This window comes from Microcoleus sp. bin38.metabat.b11b12b14.051, assembly GCF_013299165.1.
Lineage (GTDB): Bacteria > Cyanobacteriota > Cyanobacteriia > Cyanobacteriales > Microcoleaceae > Microcoleus.
Genome location: NZ_JAAFKD010000004.1, coordinates 1 through 17,995, shown reverse-complemented (window position 1 = coordinate 17,995; position 17,995 = coordinate 1). Strand labels below are relative to the sequence as shown.

The 17,995-nt window shown below is 44.2% G+C and carries 14 protein-coding genes and 1 pseudogene; 7 read left to right on the top strand and 8 right to left on the bottom strand.

Going from position 1 to position 17,995, the window contains the following annotated elements:
- Nucleotides 1–285 precede the first annotated feature (285 nt).
- Both QZW47_RS06155 and QZW47_RS06150 read right to left on the bottom strand, forming a co-directional pair.
- Entirely contained in the window at nt 286–1,521 is a 1,236-nt protein-coding gene (locus tag QZW47_RS06155) for a hypothetical protein (protein WP_293125103.1), read from the bottom strand.
- A 50-nt stretch (nt 1,522–1,571) separates the two neighbouring features.
- Entirely contained in the window at nt 1,572–2,012 is a 441-nt protein-coding gene (locus QZW47_RS06150; protein ID WP_293125101.1) for a hypothetical protein, read from the bottom strand.
- Between the two features lie 389 nt (nt 2,013–2,401).
- Between QZW47_RS06150 and QZW47_RS06145 the strand changes: the two genes are divergently transcribed.
- Complete coding sequence (locus tag QZW47_RS06145; protein WP_293125099.1) at nt 2,402–2,575, top strand: hypothetical protein; 174 nt, start codon at nt 2,402–2,404, stop codon at nt 2,573–2,575.
- On the opposite strand, the gene QZW47_RS06140 is transcribed toward QZW47_RS06145, so the two are convergent.
- Nucleotides 2,572–2,730, bottom strand: a complete 159-nt coding sequence (locus QZW47_RS06140) for a hypothetical protein (RefSeq protein WP_293125097.1) — start codon at nt 2,728–2,730, stop codon at nt 2,572–2,574. The genes QZW47_RS06145 and QZW47_RS06140 overlap by 4 nt on opposite strands.
- A 156-nt stretch (nt 2,731–2,886) precedes the next feature.
- On the opposite strand from QZW47_RS06140, the gene QZW47_RS06135 reads away from it, so the two are divergent.
- Nucleotides 2,887–5,100 (top strand): ATP-binding protein, encoded by a 2,214-nt coding sequence (locus QZW47_RS06135; protein WP_293125095.1) that lies wholly within the window; start codon nt 2,887–2,889, stop codon nt 5,098–5,100.
- A gap of 230 nt (nt 5,101–5,330) precedes the next feature.
- On the top strand, nt 5,331–6,800 hold the full coding sequence (locus tag QZW47_RS06130) for a response regulator (protein ID WP_293125093.1): 1,470 nt from the start codon (nt 5,331–5,333) through the stop codon (nt 6,798–6,800).
- Nucleotides 6,801–7,361: 561 nt separating this feature from the next.
- On the opposite strand, the gene hisG is transcribed toward QZW47_RS06130, so the two are convergent.
- Nucleotides 7,362–8,006, bottom strand: coding sequence for an ATP phosphoribosyltransferase (gene hisG / locus QZW47_RS06125; protein WP_293125616.1), 645 nt, complete (start codon nt 8,004–8,006; stop codon nt 7,362–7,364).
- A 224-nt stretch (nt 8,007–8,230) separates the two neighbouring features.
- On the opposite strand from hisG, the gene QZW47_RS06120 reads away from it, so the two are divergent.
- Nucleotides 8,231–8,881, top strand: coding sequence for a glutathione S-transferase family protein (locus tag QZW47_RS06120; protein ID WP_293125091.1), 651 nt, complete (start codon nt 8,231–8,233; stop codon nt 8,879–8,881).
- Nucleotides 8,882–9,029: 148 nt separating this feature from the next.
- Complete coding sequence (rppA, locus tag QZW47_RS06115; RefSeq protein WP_293125090.1) at nt 9,030–9,716, top strand: two-component system response regulator RppA; 687 nt, start codon at nt 9,030–9,032, stop codon at nt 9,714–9,716.
- Nucleotides 9,717–9,914: 198 nt separating this feature from the next.
- On the opposite strand, the gene QZW47_RS06110 is transcribed toward rppA, so the two are convergent.
- From QZW47_RS06110 to QZW47_RS06095, 4 genes are all read right to left on the bottom strand, one after another.
- Nucleotides 9,915–10,799, bottom strand: coding sequence for a metallophosphoesterase (locus QZW47_RS06110; protein ID WP_293125088.1), 885 nt, complete (start codon nt 10,797–10,799; stop codon nt 9,915–9,917).
- A gap of 368 nt (nt 10,800–11,167) precedes the next feature.
- Nucleotides 11,168–12,586, bottom strand: a complete 1,419-nt coding sequence (locus QZW47_RS06105; RefSeq protein ID WP_293125086.1) for an adenylate/guanylate cyclase domain-containing protein — start codon at nt 12,584–12,586, stop codon at nt 11,168–11,170.
- A gap of 296 nt (nt 12,587–12,882) precedes the next feature.
- Nucleotides 12,883–13,272, bottom strand: coding sequence for a response regulator (locus QZW47_RS06100; RefSeq protein WP_293125084.1), 390 nt, complete (start codon nt 13,270–13,272; stop codon nt 12,883–12,885).
- Nucleotides 13,269–16,895, bottom strand: coding sequence for a GAF domain-containing protein (locus QZW47_RS06095; RefSeq protein WP_293125082.1), 3,627 nt, complete (start codon nt 16,893–16,895; stop codon nt 13,269–13,271). The genes QZW47_RS06100 and QZW47_RS06095 overlap by 4 nt, the downstream gene beginning before the upstream one ends.
- 368 nt (nt 16,896–17,263) lie before the next feature.
- Here QZW47_RS06095 and QZW47_RS06090 point away from each other — a divergent pair, with 368 nt between their 5' ends.
- Both QZW47_RS06090 and QZW47_RS06085 read left to right on the top strand, forming a co-directional pair.
- A complete protein-coding gene (locus tag QZW47_RS06090; RefSeq protein WP_293125080.1) occupies nt 17,264–17,773 on the top strand; it encodes a hypothetical protein in 510 nt (169 codons plus the stop codon).
- A 24-nt stretch (nt 17,774–17,797) separates the two neighbouring features.
- Nucleotides 17,798–17,995 (top strand): annotated as a pseudogene (locus QZW47_RS06085) (photosystem II q(b) protein); the annotation flags it as partial.

Below are 17,995 nucleotides of genomic sequence, written 5' to 3'. Positions count from 1 at the left end.
TTCTACCTCCTAGTTTTATCTCGCTAACGAAGGGGCTAGCCTTACTTAAGTTAAAAGGGTCATCTGGATCTAGTACATTTAAAGAAGTATAGCCTTTTCCATTGGGCAATTCAGACTCAGATATGTAATTGAATAGTCCACGATTCTGTGTGAGAGTAAACGCACTACTAGATTGACAGGAAAGCGTGGCTATTAAGCTAGTTGATAATACGAAAAAAAAATCTCTGAATTGCATTGTTTTTACCGACTTTTGAAATTAAATAAAAAGAAATAGTGATTCGCCATTCAAGGCTGGGTTATACGGAATTCAACAAAGGGAGTATCCACCCGCCCAGTCCAAACTTTTTCTATTGGCCGACTTGTGATCGACTGCCCTGCAAGGTTTTTCTGCTGTATGGTATTACTGATATTTTCATACCGGAAGCGGAAGTGATATATACCTGGCTTGAGTTCGTTAAAAGACCATGCACCACCACTGCCGTCAGAGACACCAAGCGAAAGTTGGTCCCACTTCCTCCAGCAAAGGTCGATATCTGGAAAAAATGTCACACTTTGTCCAGGTGTGACTAACAGAAAATCAGATTCTTCAGGCCCTCTCATCCAGTCGCTAATATAGCCTCCCCGCAATATTTGACCATCTGGTATGACAAGACTTGGGGCAAAACTGCCATAAAAGCTGAAGTAAAATGAGGTTAGCGTGTTGTTGGTAATCCGCATACCAATCTGTACAGATTGGTATGAATTGTCACTCTTATTTGGCACGGTTAACAATGGCTCCGGTATGAAAGTTTCAAAACGAATACCATCTACTTCCACTGCACTGTTATTCAATCCAACAGGTTGAAGTAGCCCAAAATTAGCTAAGGGAGTTACCAACTCACCTGTCCCAGTTACTTCTATCTTCTCTAGTTGTCTAGTCTGAACAAAAGTAAATGGATTTACGTATAACATCGTCCCAGTAGGAGTTTCAGAAGTGAATCGAATCTGATAGTCTCCGGGTCCCACAGTATCAAAAGACCAAGATTTATCGAGGTCAATAGGGCTTTCATCGTAGGTTGGGCGATGTAATATCAGTTGAAGTAAATTATTTTTCCAAAACAGTCTTCCCTGCATAGATTGAGATGTCTGCTGCCCGACCCCAACTAACGAGCCATGATATTCTCGGTTCCCAACTTGCCTATTTATCGGTTCTACTCGGTGCAGTGGTTGACCAGATGGCCCAAATATTTCTGGAATTAAAGCATCATCATCTATGAATGGAATAGGGGCTTGTGTATTATTGGTAACCCTGACAGTAAAGCTCAATGGAGCATTGACTCCGGGCTTGTTTTCAGGGATGGATAGTGCCACAGTTTCTGGCCCTATGATTTCCAGTTGGAGACCATCTTGTTTAACTTGATTGCTGTAATTCGATGCTTGAGATGTCATTTTTGCTACCCTTTCATGTTTTAAATGCTCATTGCCAACAGCTTGTATACTTCCATAGGTTACTACCAGGAGCGCCGCCATGACTAAAGCCAATAAAAACCGGAGAAAATACCTCATCGCTCGCTCCCTGAATTACCGGACAATCAGCGGAAAAACCAGAACCAAACCGCCGCACCAATTACCATCATCCAAAACAATTTACCGCCACGAACACTCGACTCTCCAGGCGACTTAATCAAAGTGTACTTGTAATATCCCTGCACTGGCTGAGTATAGTGCTGAACTGGTCTATACATCGGCCAATCAAACACAGATTTCGACCGATAATCTTCCGGCATCCGAACTCCACTAGGCCCAAAACCGTAGGATATTTGTAGACGCCAATGCTGCGGTAGGCTTTGCTGATCAGCAATTTGCTTCGCCGTCAGCGGTACAAAATCCAACTTATAGTCGCCAGTCTGATTAGGTCTAATTGTTTGATAGAAACTGCTACAAAATTGATGGTATTCGAGCTTTGAAGGGTGTCTGCAATTATATTTTTTGCAGTAATGCTTGTCACCGTAGCGTTCTTGGCGGTAGTTCATAACTCTTCCTTTTTATGTCCCTGATTAATGAACGAAGAGATTCATAGCGATGGGACAACCTTAGGCGGTAATTAAATAGATTGGCAATAGTTATAAAAACTATCGTACACATATTATTAATAAATAAAACTCATATACATTAGTAATTTCTGCTTACTTTAAGTTAATAAAACATGGTAAATGACACAATATGGGTATTTATATGTAGGTACGATGAAGTTAAGTTTACAGAATTTTTACACGAGTGTCAGTTAAGTTGACGGGCTTTTCAAAACAGATTGTTGCTGAGGGTTATACATCGTATGCGATTGACTGTAAAATTGGTGATTCGACAGCAGGAAAAAATACAATTTCGTCTCGAACTTGCCTCAAGTGAGTCTAAGTGTTGTATGCAAGTAGTTTTACTTAAGTGTGTGATGCAAGTCTTCATGTCGATCGCACGAGTTGTACAATTTACTCTTCATGTCGATCGCACGAGTTGTACAATTTACTCTTCATGTCGATCGCACGAGTTGTACAATGCAACTCTTCATGTCGATCGCACTTCTTGCACAATTTACTAAAAAGGTCGATCGCACTTCTTGCACAATGCAACTAAAAAGGTCGATCGCACTTCTTGCACAATGCAACTAAAAAGGTCGATCGCACGAGTTGCACAATGGAACTCTTCATGTAGATTCACCCTGGGGATAGCTGCGATCGCGCGTACTTGTTGCACAATGGAACTCAAAAAACCACTCCCCTCGCCCGTCCTCACGCAACAAGTGTCTCAGATCACAAAGCCGATCGATCGCCCTCACTGCCCAAAAACCTAAAAATATGTCAAATTAAGTAAGGGGTTATAAAATAACTCATGCCATATCCTTAGACAGTTATGACAACAAAACTAAGAGCTACAGACAGAGACAAAATGGAGATAGACTTGCAGCAGTTGAGGGCAGACCAAGAACTGATACTCAACCAAGTAGACAATGCGATCGCTCTGTTCGACTCGTCTGACTGCTTAGTTTTGTTTAACAAAAAATTGGCCGAGACTTGGGGACTGTCCCCAGAATGGCTCGCTACACAGCCTAAGTGCGAGTTGCTGTTTGCCGAAATTGTCGATCGCGGTTATTTATCCCTTCAGCAGTGGGAACAGTTTCAGCAAGCACTACAAACATCTCAGGCTGAAAGTTTATCATTTTATTTCGAGCAATCCAATGCGGTTTGTTTGGAAGTCTTCGTCACAATTACCAACAGCGGCGGGCGACTGTTTACCTTTCGAGATGTTACGGTATACCAAAAATCCCAAGCTAGCTTGAATGCAGAAGTCAGGCGGCTGAGCTTTCTTTTAGGTTTAACAGAACGCCTGCAAAACTCTCACAGTTTGCAAGAAATAGGTCAGTTTGCTCTCACATATTTGGTGGAAGCGACGAATGCTGCTTTCGGAGATGTAAAAGTGATTAGCGGCAAGGGAAAAGAGCGGCAAGCGGCGGCAATTTCCAACCAAGTTTCAACTCAATTTCTGGCTAGTTACGGGGAACCAGTAGCCAAAGAAATGCAAGAATTGCTCGACAGAGGCATTCCCTACGGCGTTGGTTTGCTGTGGGAAGTGGTGGAAAGCGGTAAACCTTTGTTTGTCGATGATTATGCCCGACATCCCAATGCTGTGCCGGAATTTCGGCATCCGGGAATCGGACAATTGGGCATTTTTCCGATCGCATCTACCGACGGTACCATCATCGGAGTCCTCACCCTGGAGTCCCGCAATGTCAAAAAACTGCAAGCCTCCCTCCACCAAGAAGTGCTCACGGCTGCTTGTCGGACTCTGGGGGCGGCGATCGAGCGGGCTCAGACACAAGAACACCTGCGCCAAGTTAACCAACAATTAGAGTATTCTTCTCAGTTAAAATCCGAGTTTTTAGCCTCGATGTCCCACGAATTGCGGACGCCTCTCAACAGCATTCTCGGCTTTTCTGACTTGCTGCTGCGCCAAACATCCGGCCAGTTGAGCGATCGACAAATCAACTATGTAGAACTGATTGAAAAAAGCGGCCAGCACTTGTTGCAGTTAATCAACGATATTCTCGATCTTTCTAAAATTGAAGCCGGGAAAGTAGAACTCAATTTACAGCCGGTGCGCGTTCACGAACTCGCTACAGATTGTCTAAAAATGATTCAGCCGCGGGCAGATAAAAAGCGCATCGCTTTGTCTTTAGAACTCGACTACCGCATTACTAAAGTTTTGCTCGACGAGCGGCGAATGCGACAAATTGTGATTAATTTACTTTCCAATGCGATCAAGTTTACCCCGGAACGCGGACAAGTTAAACTCAGCGGGCGTCTGGCCTACGGTGGCGAAATGAACGGCGACTACCGCCCTGATTGTTCTCCGGTAAATGCCAGCACTCCTTACTTTTGTCTTGAGGTGAAAGACTCCGGTATCGGCATTCCTCAAGAGCGCTGGCACTTGCTATTTCGACCTTTTCAACAGGTGGATTCTTCCCTCAGCAGGCGCCACGAAGGTACAGGTTTGGGTTTGGCTTTAACTAAACGTTTGGCTGAATTGCACGGGGGAACTGTTTCTTTTCAATCTGTTTGCGATCGCGGCAGTCTGTTCCGCGTTTGGCTGCCTTTGACGGAAATGCGTCAAGAGTTGGGCAGCTTTGCTGCTTGTGCTTTGGACTCTAAGTTAGTTCCTGCTTCTGCGATCGTACTACCAATTGGCAGCAAGCGGATTTTGGTTGTCGAAGATCAGCCGTTTAACCAAATGTTAATTTCTGAGGTGATGGAATTGGAGGGCTACCGGGTAGAGATTATCGCGGATGGGAAGGCTATGGTCGATCGCATTCTGGCCGCCTCTACTGCACCGGAGTTGCTGCCGGATTTGATTTTGATGGACATTCAATTGCCGGATGTTGACGGGTTTGAGTTGATGCGCCGAGTCAAAGCAGATCCTGTCTGGGAGTCGGTACCGATGATTGCGGTGACGGCGATGGCGATGGCTGGCGATTGCGATCGTTGTTTGGAAGCTGGCGCTTCGGCTTATTTGAGCAAGCCGCTGGATCTGAATTTGGCGATCGCTACAGTCCGTTCTTTTCTCAACTAACAATAAATAATTATTTATAGTTCCAGCAATGCAATTCATTACCAGTTCTAACTAGAAAGGTTAAACTCAATAGTAGATAAATATCTGTAGGACTTGCGCGCACTTGCCTCAGAAACCCGGTTCCTGCGAAAAATATCGAGTTTAATAACGAGAAATATACGAATTAACCCGGTTTCGAGTGACTCGCGCGAAAGTTACCCGCTCTCATTCAATGTACTATATCATATTCCATGTCAAACAAGTCGCCCTGCATCATGTTGGTTGATGACGAGCCAGCTAATCTGATTTTATTGGAAGAGTTATTGCACCTGCAAGGATACGCCACAGTATCAGCACTATCTGGCGATGAAGCGCTCTCCCTCGCCCGCGCATCTCGACCTGATTTAATTTTACTGGATATTATGATGCCGGACATGGACGGTTTTGATGTGTGCTATCTCCTGCGGAAGGATACGGCATTGCAAACTGTACCCGTGATTTTTTTGACAGCCCTCAATGATGACACCTCTCGCATCCGAGGGTTAGAAACGATGGCCGATGATTATTTAACCAAGCCATTTAACAGTCGCTTGCTGCTGGCGAAAGTTGAAAATATTTTGCAGTTGAGTCAAATGCGATCGCAAGTTGTATCTTCCCAATTCAACCAGCAGGTAAAAGAGCAAAGCAAGCGCCAAATCGCCGCAGCCTGGGAAGCTAACGAATATCTTTCCGAAAAATTTCATCTATTTGTACCGGAGCAGCTTCTCGAACGCATTGCCCCGAAAGGGATAGAATCAATTCAGTTGGGCAATGTCACAGAAGAAGAACTAACTATTTTATTTTGTGACATTCGCGGCTTTACTGCGATCGCCGAATCTCAAGAAGCACGCGAAACCTTTGAATGGTTGAACGCTTTTTTTACTAAAATGAACGAATGTATCACGTCCCACGGCGGGTTTATTGACAAATACCTAGGCGATGCTATCATGGCAGTATTCGACCAGCCGAACTCTCACGCTATAAATGCGATCGAAGCCGCTGTAGCAATGCAAGAAAGTTTACAGGAATTTAATGCGATCCGCCACAAATACAATTTAGAATATCCTGTCAATATTGGTACGGGAATTAACACGGGTATCGGCATGATTGGCACGTTAGGTTCCGATCGCCGGATGGACTCTACAGTAATCGGGGATGTGGTAAATACAGCTTCTCGCTTAGAAAATTTAACTAAAATATACGGTTGTCAAATTATTGTTAGCGAAAATGCGATCCTTCATGCCAGAGAATTTATCAACAACATACATCCGAACTCAAACTCACAAGAAAGTCTATTATTAAAGTGCGACTTGGAAGCCGAAACACCGGAGAGGATGATTGCAACTTCTCACGCAACAGCCGCCGACTGCCATTCGCCCAGCAACAACTATTACTATCGCTGGATCGATCGAGTAATCCCGCGCGGCAAACAGCAAGCCATTGAAATCTACGAAATCTGGCCCGCCTCCAGTCCCGACTCCGAGGCGAAGCAGCTTACCCAAGCTTTATTTGATAAAGGAATTCAAGGATGGCAATCCGAAAGATTTGCCGCCGCCTTAGGATATTTTCAGCAACTAATCGAACAAAACCCTGCTGATACAGTCGTCCGTTTTTATATAGAAAAATGCCTGGAAAAATTAGGTCTTATACCTACTACAAATACCAGCTCAGAAATGAGCTAAATAAAACAGGTTCGTAGTAAGGACTTCAGTCCGTTCCCAGGTTCGTAGTAAGGACTTCAGTCCGTTCCCAGGTTCGTAGTAAGGACTTCAGTCCGTTCCCAGGTTCGTAGTAAGGACTTCAGTCCGTTCCCAGGTTCGTAATGAGGACTTCAGCCCGTTCCCAGGTTCGTAGTGAGGACTTCAGTCCGTTCCCAGGTTCGTAGTGAGGACTTCAGTCCGTTCCCAGGTTTATAGTAAGGACTTCAGCCCTCAGTCTCAGCGCCAATCAGCACTCTTCGTCCTCACTACGAACCTATCAGAACATTCTCATGTTAGCGTACATCTAACCAAGGACTAAAGTCCTCACTACGAACCTATCAGAACATTCTCATGTTAGCGTACATCTAACCAAGGACTAAAGTCCTCACTACGAACCTATCAGAACATTCTCATTTTAGTACATCTAACCAAGGACTAAAGTCCTCACTACGAACCTATCAGAACATTCTCATTTTAGTACATCTAACCAAGGACTAAAGTCCTCACTACGAACCTATCAGAACATTCTCATTTTAGTACAGATCAAACAGTTGTCAAAACTTGCTCTCTCAACTTCCCAATCAACTCATTAACCCCGCCCGCATTCAAACGGTAACTCAAAGGATGACCGATCAAATAAGCCGAACTTTGAAACAAAATATCAATTTCCACCAAACCATTTTCGCGCAAAGTTTTGCCAGTCGAAACCAAATCCACAATCGCCTCTGACATACCCGTAATCGGCCCCAACTCCACAGAACCGTAAAGCGGCACAATTTCCACCGGCAAATTCAAATTGTGAAAATATTCCCTCGCACAGTGCACGAACTTAGAAGCAACTCTACCGTGAGGAGGCAAATCCACACTGCGCCGATAAGAACTAGATTCCTTCACCGCCACCGACAGCCGACACTTGCCAAAATTTAAATCAATTAAGTTTGCAACTTTCGGAGTTTTTTCCCGCAAAACATCATAACCAGCAATCCCCAAATCAGCTTGACCGTATTCCACATAAACCGGCACGTCGTGCGTCCTTACCAGTAAAGCTTTTGCAGTTCCGGTAGTGTCATAAATTTGCAGTTGTCGGTTAGAGGAATCGAGAAAAGCACTGAAGTCTAATCCAACGGATTTAAACAGTCGAATGCTATCTCCTAACAGTCCGCCTTTGGGAAGTGCTACGGTAATCATATTGATCTGAAATTCTAAATTGCTGAATTTGGGATTCGGAATCGGCGCTGCCCGAGCGGAAACAGCTTTTTCCTCAACCACAATACCACAAAATGTTCAAATATCAAAACAAGTTTAGGTATTGCTAATAATTGTGTTTGTGTATATATTGTATTGAGGCGCAAAGTAAAATATTATTTTATTAACCATTGTCGGCTGAATATATAATAGCTGAAAGCAAAAATATGACCAAACTAACTCTGGTAATCGGCAACAAAAATTATTCGTCTTGGTCGCTGCGCCCTTGGCTGGCGATGAAACAAGCTGGGCTGGAATTTGCCGAAGTGAGAATTCCCCTAGACGGGGCGATAACCCACGCAGAAATTCGGCGCTATTCTCCCTCGGGAAAGGTGCCAGTTTTAATTGACGGCGACTTGAAAGTGTGGGAATCTTTAGCAATTTGCGAATACGTTGCGGAACGCTTTGCAAATCATTTGTGGCCGACTGATATCGCGCAAAGGGCGATCGCCCGTTCCATCTGTGCTGAAATGCACGCAGGGTTCCAAAATCTCCGCGAAAATATGCCGATGGACTGCCGCAACCGCTATCCCGGCGAAGGGATGACTGCCGGTGTCGAAGCAGAGATCGATCGCATCTTCACCATCTGGCGTGAATGTCGCCAAAAATTCGGAACAGGCGGCGATATGCTGTTCGGAAAATTCACAGTTACTGACGCTATGTTTGCCCCCGTTGTCATGCGTTTCGTCACCTACGCAGTCAAATTAGATTCTGAAGCACAAGCTTATAGCGAGGCACTTTTGGCACTCCCTGCAATGCAGGAATGGCTAGCAGCAGCTTGCAACGAATCGGAAAGTATTCCACATTTTAAAGTCTAGCAAAAATCAGTTTGCTTAACCTAAACAGTTCGCGATCGCAACCTCCCGACTGATGGGGACAGCCACGGGGGGAAAGCCCCTCCTACAAAACCTGCTTTGGGTGCAAGCTTGGCGCAATTCATGCTCAAATCTAAAATCTAAAATCAGAATGCGGATTCTTTTAGTTGATGATGAAGTTGAGTTAACTGACCCTTTGAGTCGAGTTTTAACCCGCGAAGGTTATACAGTTGATGTAGCATTTGACGGCGCCAGCGGTAACAATTTAGCAATGCAGGGAAATTACGATTTACTAATTTTGGATTGGATGCTACCGAGACAAACCGGATTAGCAATTTGCCAGCAATTGCGATCGCAAGGACGGAATACCCCAGTCCTATTTCTCACCGCCAAAGACACCGTAGACGATCGCGTACAGGGACTCGACGCAGGGGCCGACGACTATCTAGTCAAGCCTTTTGAACTGCGAGAGCTCCTCGCCAGAGTCCGCGCCTTGCTGCGCCGCCCCCCAACTTTTGACCCCGAAATGGCTGTCGGGCGACTGCAAGTTGCAGATTTACAGCTAGACTACGACAATCAAATAGCCTATCGGCGCGATCGGACAATTGACCTATCAGAAAAAGAATGTCAATTACTAGAATACTTAATGCGACATCCCGGTCAATTGCTAACACACGAACAAATCCATCAATATTTGTGGAATGAAGCAGAAAAACCCAGCAGCAACGTATTAGCAGCTCAAATTCGCCTCCTGCGACGAAAAATAGAATCACCGGGCGAATCCGTCCTAATTCACACAGTCTACGGGAGAGGCTATCGCTTTGCAGAAGCAAATTAATAGGAATTGCCCAAAAAATCTCGTAGATCAGACGGCGATTTCAACCATACCTCCAATCTTCAACCCGCGGAGGCGGGTTTTGTTTGTGTAGAAGCGGTTTCAACCGCCGAGTGTTCAGAACTTTGCAGAAGCAAATTAATAGGAATTGCCCAAAAAATCTCGTAGATCAGACGGCGATTTCAACCATACCTCCAATCTTCAACCCGCGGAGGCGGGTTTTGTCTGACAAGAAGCGGTTTCAACCGCCGAGTGTTCTGGACAAACCAAAGTAATTACTGTCACCTCCGGCGGACAAAATAACCTCCCCGGCGCATAAGTTCCCAAACCACGATTCACGTATAACAAATTACTCCCAACTTGATGCAAACCGCTAGCCCACTCCCAATGACAAACAACTCGATCGCAAGCCGACATAAAAGGAATGAACTTTCGTATTGCTGGAGGAATCAAATAACCAATTTTTCTCACCCAAGCATACAACGGCCCCATACCAGGAATCACAATTTGACCGCCATGAGTGTGTCCAGAAAACTGCAAATCAATCCGCCACTTTTGCAACTTTTCCGCAGTATCAGGATTGTGAGACAAAACAATCCGAGAAATTCCCTGACTTATTGATACCATTACAGGTGCAGGCTGGAAATCGCCCGACCAAAAATCTGCCAACCCAACTAAAGCCAATTCCGACCCCAAAGGATAGACTACTTCATTGTATAAAACCCGAATACCTGCGTTATTCAAAGCATTAGCAACCTCTATTTTTGCCCCCGGAAAATAGTGGTCGTGATTTCCCAAAACCGCGTAAACTCCCACCCGACTTTGCAAGTTTTTCAAGCGCTGCACTAAGTCGTGAATAGGTGCCGGATCGTAAGTAATAAAATCCCCCGTTAAAAAAATTAAGTCTGCTTCCGCTTCATTCGCCGCCGCAATCGCCTCTTCTAGCAACCATTCCGACAGCCGCTCCCCGTCATAGTGAAAGTCCGTAAGCTGTACAATTTTAGTACCCGATAGATTTGCTGGAAGATTTGCGATCGGTATTGTTAAACAGTCTACCCGCAGTTTTCCAGTTAATAACCTGTGCATAAATCTAAGGTTTATTGACAGAGCGCAAACTCTAGCTTAGCAAATAAACAAGCAAGACTGCAAAACTCGATATAATTCCCTCTTGATTCTGCCATCAGACTAATGACAGCAACATCTTATTTTTGCTTTTGTAGTGCGAGTGAGGAACTCCCATGGGTTTATAAAAGCGAGCGAGGACGCTGGCACTTCTGACGTTGGACAGCAGGACTAATGACAACTGACCAGCCTTCAACTTCGCTCGGAGGCTAAAATGACAACTGACTAATGACAACTGACTAATGACAACTGACTAATGACAACTGACTAATGACAACTGACTAATGACAACTGACTAATGACAACTGACTAATGACTAATGACTAATGACTTCACTTGTGATAAATCACCTCAAAAGTTTCGATAGCTTTCTTCTTACCTTTAACAATCACCGAGCCAATTTTCCTAAACTCAAAGATATCTTTAGTAACGCTGTAAACACTATCGCTAACCAAAATTTGTCCTCCCTCAGCCATTGACTGCAACCTAGATGCAATATTCACCTCATCCCCTATAGCAGTATAGTCCATGTGCTGTGGCGAACCAATATTACCAACAACTACCTCCCCCGAACTAATCCCAATACCTGTCAGAAAATTATCCGTAATCCAAGGAATCGACATTCTCTCGATCCGGCGCTGCATATCGATCGCCGTTTCGATCGCCTTTCTTTCGCGATCTGCCACTTCCGAAGGCGCCCCAAACATTGCCACAATCATATCTCCCACAAACTTATTCACAGTACCTTCATGACTAAAAATCACCTCTACCATCTCCGTGAAATACTCATTTAAATACATCACTATTTTTTCAGCAGGCAGCTCTTCACACTTAGTAGTAAAATCTCTAATATCCGAAAAAAGAACCGTTAAATTGCGCTTAGTTGGACTCAAAGAAATTTCTCCCTTAGCTTCGATAACTGCTTGCACCACCTGCGGAGAAAGGTATCTTTCCAAATTATTTTTAATTCGTTCTTCCTTCAATTTACTTTCATGTAAAAGTGCATTCTCGATCGCCGCGGCCGCTTGCGAAGCCAAAGCCGTAAATAATTTTAAATCCTGTGCAGTATAGTTAATAAGTTCGCTATGACTAATATTGATCACGCCGAGCGTACCGTTCTGAGTGGTTAGAGGTGCACAAATCAGAGAACGCATCTCATTATCTCCCGGAAGATATCTCTGATCCGACAACACATCATTAACTATTTCTGCTTTTCCCGAAACAAGAATATGACCTGCTATCCCTATATTTGGCCCAATTTTTGTTTTGTGGTTGTACTCTTTGCCGCGCGCCGAAATAATCTCCAATTTACCAACTTTTTTATTGAGCAGCATCACCGAAATATTAGTAGCTTCAATCAATTTTTTAGCTTCAGTTACCACTAATTCACTGACCTCTGAAACACCCAAACAAGTAGCAATTTTGCTCGAAAATTCGTACAAGAAATTGACTTCTTCGTACTTATCTAAAGTATCTACTGCCAAAGTTCTTATATCCAAGTCTGCACTGGCAGCATAACTCAGCAGATCCGCAATAAATGCGGCTTTTTGAGTTCCAGTTACGTAACCGATAACTTCATCGGCTAAGACGATCGGATACGTATTGAAGGAACTCTGACAGTGTTCGCCAAATAAGATAGCTCCTTCAAAGTTGCGAATAGCGATCGGAGCGTCTAAAACACCGAGCGCGCCCTCAATAACCACCCGCAAATCTTTCTTAGAAATCAATTTTTTGAGGTTGATGCGAACCATTTACTTTGCTATTAGTCATGAGTGAGCGATCGAGCGTTAGTCATTAATTTTTAACCAGCCAGTCGATTTTAGATTCTAGACTGAGGTCTTCGCGAGCACGGGATCGCTCGCTTAGAGAAGTGTCTAACGATTTTAGATGTTAGATTGACTCTACAGATGGAATGTGGGAGCTTTAACCTTAGTCTAAAATTGGTGGATATCCACCACAGGAGTCCGGGGATTGTATTCGTTTTTTAGCGAGTCACAAACGACAAAACACCACATAATGTTATTGTCAATTAATAGTCTGCCTCTACTCAAATCTCTGCAATCAAACCCAGAATTTCTCTAGCTTTTACCAGCACTTCTTTCGGGCGAAAAGGTTTAGTCATATAAAGATTTGCCCCTACAGCCATACCGTTTTGCTTATCATACTCTTGTCCCTTAGCTGTCAACATAATAATATAAACCTCCTCCATACCTAGTTCATTTTTTACGGTATTGCATACCTCTAACCCGCTCATTTTCGGCATCATCACATCGAGAAAAACCAAATCCGGCTTTTCTTCCTTAATTATGTTCAACGCCTCAAGTCCATCTCTCGCTGTCAGCAACTCTACATCATCCTCATCTTCCAACTTTTCTAGAGCCTGCTCCATCAAAATCAGAATATTCGGTTCGTCATCCACAATTAAAACTTTTTTCACAGCAATCCCTCATTAATTAGTTTTTTGTGCTCGTTATCGTCTGCAATATCTCCCAAAACAATTATGGAGACATTTTTCAAGCCCTGAGTAAGCCGCAAAATTTTAACCAATTCTTGATCTTGAGATAACACTTCGTCAATAATAATCAAATCCGGCTCGATCGATCTAAGTCGATCGACGCAGGAGCGAGCATCAAATGCCTCGATCACATTATATCCCTGAAAAACCAACGCATCTGACAAAGTTTTGAGAGCAGAAGCATTGCTAACAACAACCAACACCGTCTGATTTGACATCTCTTGCCGCAGGAGCAAGCCGATCTCTTTTAACAGCACGGTTACATTTATAGGCTTCGTAAAATATCTATCAACCCCCAAACGGCCTCCCCTTTCTCTGTCTTGAATCAGGGAGACGATGATAATCGGAATTCCCCGAGTTTCCCGGTCATTTTTCAGAACTGCTGCCACATCAAAACCATCAATGTGAGGCATCATTACATCTAAAATTATTAAATCCGGTTTGACTGCTTTAGCCTTAGAAATCGCCTCTATACCGTTAATTGCCTCGGCCACTTTGTACCCTTCTTGTTCCAGTGACTGCCTCAGCATTTCCCGGATATTAGGCTCATCGTCAACCACTAAAATCTGCTGGTCTTTTTTAAAGCCGATCGGAGTTCTCGTGACGACTTGCTGTTTTAGTTGCCTGATTAAATCATTGATATTTTTGTATTTTTCCACCGACTCAATATTTTTTACTAGCGGTATACTAAAGAAAAAAGTGCTGCCGCGGCACAATTCACTTTCTAGCCAAATTTTACCGCCGTGGTGTTCAACGATTTGTTTAGAAATTGGCAGCCCCAAGCCAGTGCCTTTCGGCTTTTCTGTCAGGATATCTCCCACTTGTTTAAATCTTTCAAAAACTTTGCTTTGGTCTTCGGGTGCTATGCCTATGCCAGTATCGATAATGCTAATAACCAGCTCGTCGCTCTCTACTCTTGCCCGACAGGTGACAGAACCTGATTCTGTGAACTTGACTGCATTTGAGATTAAATTGATCGCCACTTGAACCATGCGATCGCGGTCTACCAATACCTGCGGCAGTCCCGGACTAAAATCTTTAATCAACTTCAAATTATTTTTTTCTAGTAAAGATGAGGTGGCAGCGATCGCCTGTTTTAAGATTTGCACTGGATTTGTCGGAACTAACTGCCATTCAACCCGCCCTGCTTCCATCTTAGCAATATCCAAAACATCATTAATTAAAGATGTCAGCCGCTCAGCTTCAGACACAATAATGTTGATATTGTCTACCACTTTATTCAAGGCTTTTTTGATTTTTTTATCTTCTGCTGGAACTGCTGGAACAATCACTTCTTCTAGCTTTTCTTTGATCAGCGAAGCAAAACCCAAAACCGAAGTTAAAGGCGTCCGCAGTTCGTGAGAAACTGTAGCCAGAAAGTCAGTTTTCATGCGATCAACTTCTCGTTCCACCGTCACATCTCTAATCAAAATTACGGAACCGAGAGATCGATCTGCTTCGTCTTTGACCGCTTCTTTTAGGATAGTTGTCGCTAAAGCTTGACCGATCCGAGAATTTCCTAGTTCCACTTCCAGCGTCACAATTTCTCCCTCTCGATGCTCTGTCGCCTCGACCAATTGAGCTAATTTTTTAGGAAAAATTTCTGATACTTTTTTTCCTTTCAGGTCAACATCTTTCAATTCAAACATCGCCAGCAATGCCGGATTAAACCTGGTGATTTTAGCTTCAATATCAGTGACTAATAACCCGTCAGCCAAATTGTCAACGATCGCATTTAAGTCTGCCAAAGTCGTCCGCAATTCCCAGGACTGCTTTTTAGTGCGATCGAGCAATTCTGCTTGGTGCATGGCTACTCCCAATTGACTGCCCACCTGAGCCAGCAACCTCACTTCTCCCGCTTCCCACTCACGGGGGCCGGAGTTCTGGTAAGCTGCTAGCAAACCCCAGAGATTTTCCCCCACAAAAACAGGCGCTACACAATATGCTTTCGCTTGAATTTGTTCGAGAATTTCCACGTGACAGGGAGAGTGACCAATTTTATAGATGTCATCAACTACAAAAATTTCTTGATGGCGATACCTGCCGCCCTCAGTTTTTTGCAAATAATCATCTTGCCAGACTGTTTTAATTTTATCAGTGACTAAAGGTATCCAACCTTCTGCTACCGATTCAGACACAAATTCTCCACTCCAGTCTGGGAAAAAACGGTAAACTCCAACCCGATCGCAGTTGAGGATTTGGCGCACTTCTTGAGTCGTAGCGCTAAATATCTTGTCAATATTTAGCGTCTGGCGAATCCGTTCAATTACTCTAGTTAATGTGCGCTCCTGTTCCGCTGCTTTCGCCTGCTGTTTAGCTTGAAACTGTATTTGTTCTAGGTACTCCGACTGCTGCAAAGCTACTCCCAAATGAGTGCCAATTTGATTCAGTAACTTGACTTCTGTTTCTTCCCAGTGCCGCGGGCCTCTGTGTTGAAATGCGCTGAGCAATCCCCATAGTTTTTCTCCTTTAAAAATAGAAACTACCGCACAGGATTTGACGCCAAAATATTCCAAAGCTTCTATGTGACAATCGCTCTGTCCTGCATTGTAGATATCGTCAGCAATAAAAGTTTCCGCGTACCGGAATCGGCCTCCCTGGTGTTCGTTTAAGTATGGGTCTTCCCAGCCGCTGCCTACCAATTTCGGCCAGTTTCCGGATTCCGATTCAAAGATAAAGTCGCCAAAATAGTCTTCACGGAATTGATAAATGGCAATGCGATCGACATTCAAAAGTTTGCGGACTTCTGTGGCTGCTGTCTGGAAAATTGTTTCCATATCTAAGGTTTGGCGGATCTTGTCAATCATCCGAGTTATTGCTCGTTCTCGGTCTGCTTCCTTGACCAGCTCTTCAGTCCGTTTTCGCAATTGATCCTCTAAAGTAGTCTGGAGTGCTGTCGAGCGCCTTTGAGCTTCATCTAAAAGTTTTGCTTGCTGTATTGCTATTCCTAAATGCACCGCAATTTGACTGACAAACTCAATTTCATCTTCCTGCCACTGGCGGGGAGCGCGACATTGGTGAATGCACAGCAATCCCCAAAGTTTCTTGCCTTTAACTAATGGTACGATCAAGTTTGCTAGGACATTAAATTGAGCAAGAACTGCAATATGGCAAGCGCTCAACCCGGCTTGATAGATATCATTAACTGCCTGAATTCTTCCTTGCTGATATCGCAGTGAATATTGTTTTCCAAAGCAGTGATCGTGCACCTTTACAGCTTTTACTGACTCAAACTCTGGCAGCACGTCTTCAGACACAAATTCTCCGTCGTCAAATCCTGAATCCTGATAAAATCGAAATATTGCCACTCGATCCGCATTCAGAAGTTGACGCACTTCCCTAGCCGTTGATTTAAAAATAATATCTAAGTCTAGAGACTCTCGAATTTTGGTCACTACAGCAAACAGCGCCTTTTGTTTGGCAACTCTAGCCGCTTCTGGTTTAGTAGCCGACTCTAGTTCGGCAACGCGCGCTTTGAGAGTTTCTAGCTCGCTTTGGACTGACTCGTAATCTTTGTAATCTAATTTTATATAATTTTCTGACATATATTTTACTATTTTGGGGTTACTTTAGCAAGCATTGATAGTTGTTTATTGTGATAATTCTCAACTCTATTATATCGTCTTTTAAAGAAAATTTCTAGTCGATTGGCTCGGATGGTTTTATAACTACCAACTAACACTTTCGTGCATGGCGGAGCGCACTAGCTAGGATTGTCGATCGATCGCTGTTCTGATTGAAGCGGCCTTAGGCGCCCAACTGCTAAGCTGTTGTGGATCTAGATTGTGTATGGTGTTCGAGCGGGAGAGGAGGAGAAGCGGAGAGGGTGATAGAGGAAGAGGATTTTTGATGGTCATCGAAATATACAATTTAAATGCACAACGGCTGACAGCATTTTTCTAATATATATGACTTGAGTAACAAGCTGTTTAAAACGGGGCGATCGCCTTCTAACTGGCATTCCCCGCCCCGCATTTATATTCTTTTTGCAATTATTTTCCTAGCTGAGACTGGCACCCCATCCGATCGATTGTGGCTACCGAGGCGGAGATTGCCCCTACAAAACACTGTATATACATGGCGGCCACTGCGAGAAATTGCGCGTAGTGCGTCAATCTCCCATATTGCACCAAAGCCCGGAACCGCTGCACGTGAGGGTTCCACCAGCAATCAACTGGTTCTGGGCCGGCATCTCATCGGCCAGGCGTGCATGACTGTCGCGACAGGTGCCAGATACCAGTCGATCCTCAAACCATCAATTCATGCGGGCCATTCCCTACGGGATAGCTACGCTTCACGACTTTTCCCCCTCGCCGTCACCCTCATCAGCTTTCCTGATGACCCTCATCAGTTAAACTGTCGTTACACCCCTTTACAAACCTTAACGATACCGTTAATAATAGAAACATCATCCGAACATTGAAAAACCAATAGCAATCATAAACACATGACAGCAACCTTACAACAGCGCGAAAGCGCTAATATCTGGTCGCAGTTCTGCAACTGGGTCACAAGCACCGACAACCGCCTCTATGTAGGCTGGTTCGGCGTCTTGATGATTCCTACCTTGCTCACTGCCACAATCTGCTACGTCATCGCCTTCATCGGTGCCCCTCCCGTGGACATCGACGGCATCCGCGAACCA

Coding starts and splice junctions, on each gene's coding strand:
- hisG (WP_293125616.1), bottom strand. CDS start 8,006: ATGATTACCGTAGCACTTCCCAAAGGCGGACTGTTAGGAGATAGCATT.
- QZW47_RS06130 (WP_293125093.1), top strand. CDS start 5,331: ATGTCAAACAAGTCGCCCTGCATCATGTTGGTTGATGACGAGCCAGCT.
- QZW47_RS06095 (WP_293125082.1), bottom strand. CDS start 16,895: ATGTCAGAAAATTATATAAAATTAGATTACAAAGATTACGAGTCAGTC.
- QZW47_RS06105 (WP_293125086.1), bottom strand. CDS start 12,586: ATGGTTCGCATCAACCTCAAAAAATTGATTTCTAAGAAAGATTTGCGG.
- QZW47_RS06110 (WP_293125088.1), bottom strand. CDS start 10,799: ATGCACAGGTTATTAACTGGAAAACTGCGGGTAGACTGTTTAACAATA.
- QZW47_RS06150 (WP_293125101.1), bottom strand. CDS start 2,012: ATGAACTACCGCCAAGAACGCTACGGTGACAAGCATTACTGCAAAAAA.
- QZW47_RS06120 (WP_293125091.1), top strand. CDS start 8,231: ATGACCAAACTAACTCTGGTAATCGGCAACAAAAATTATTCGTCTTGG.
- rppA (WP_293125090.1), top strand. CDS start 9,030: ATGCGGATTCTTTTAGTTGATGATGAAGTTGAGTTAACTGACCCTTTG.
- QZW47_RS06135 (WP_293125095.1), top strand. CDS start 2,887: ATGACAACAAAACTAAGAGCTACAGACAGAGACAAAATGGAGATAGAC.
- QZW47_RS06145 (WP_293125099.1), top strand. CDS start 2,402: ATGCAAGTAGTTTTACTTAAGTGTGTGATGCAAGTCTTCATGTCGATC.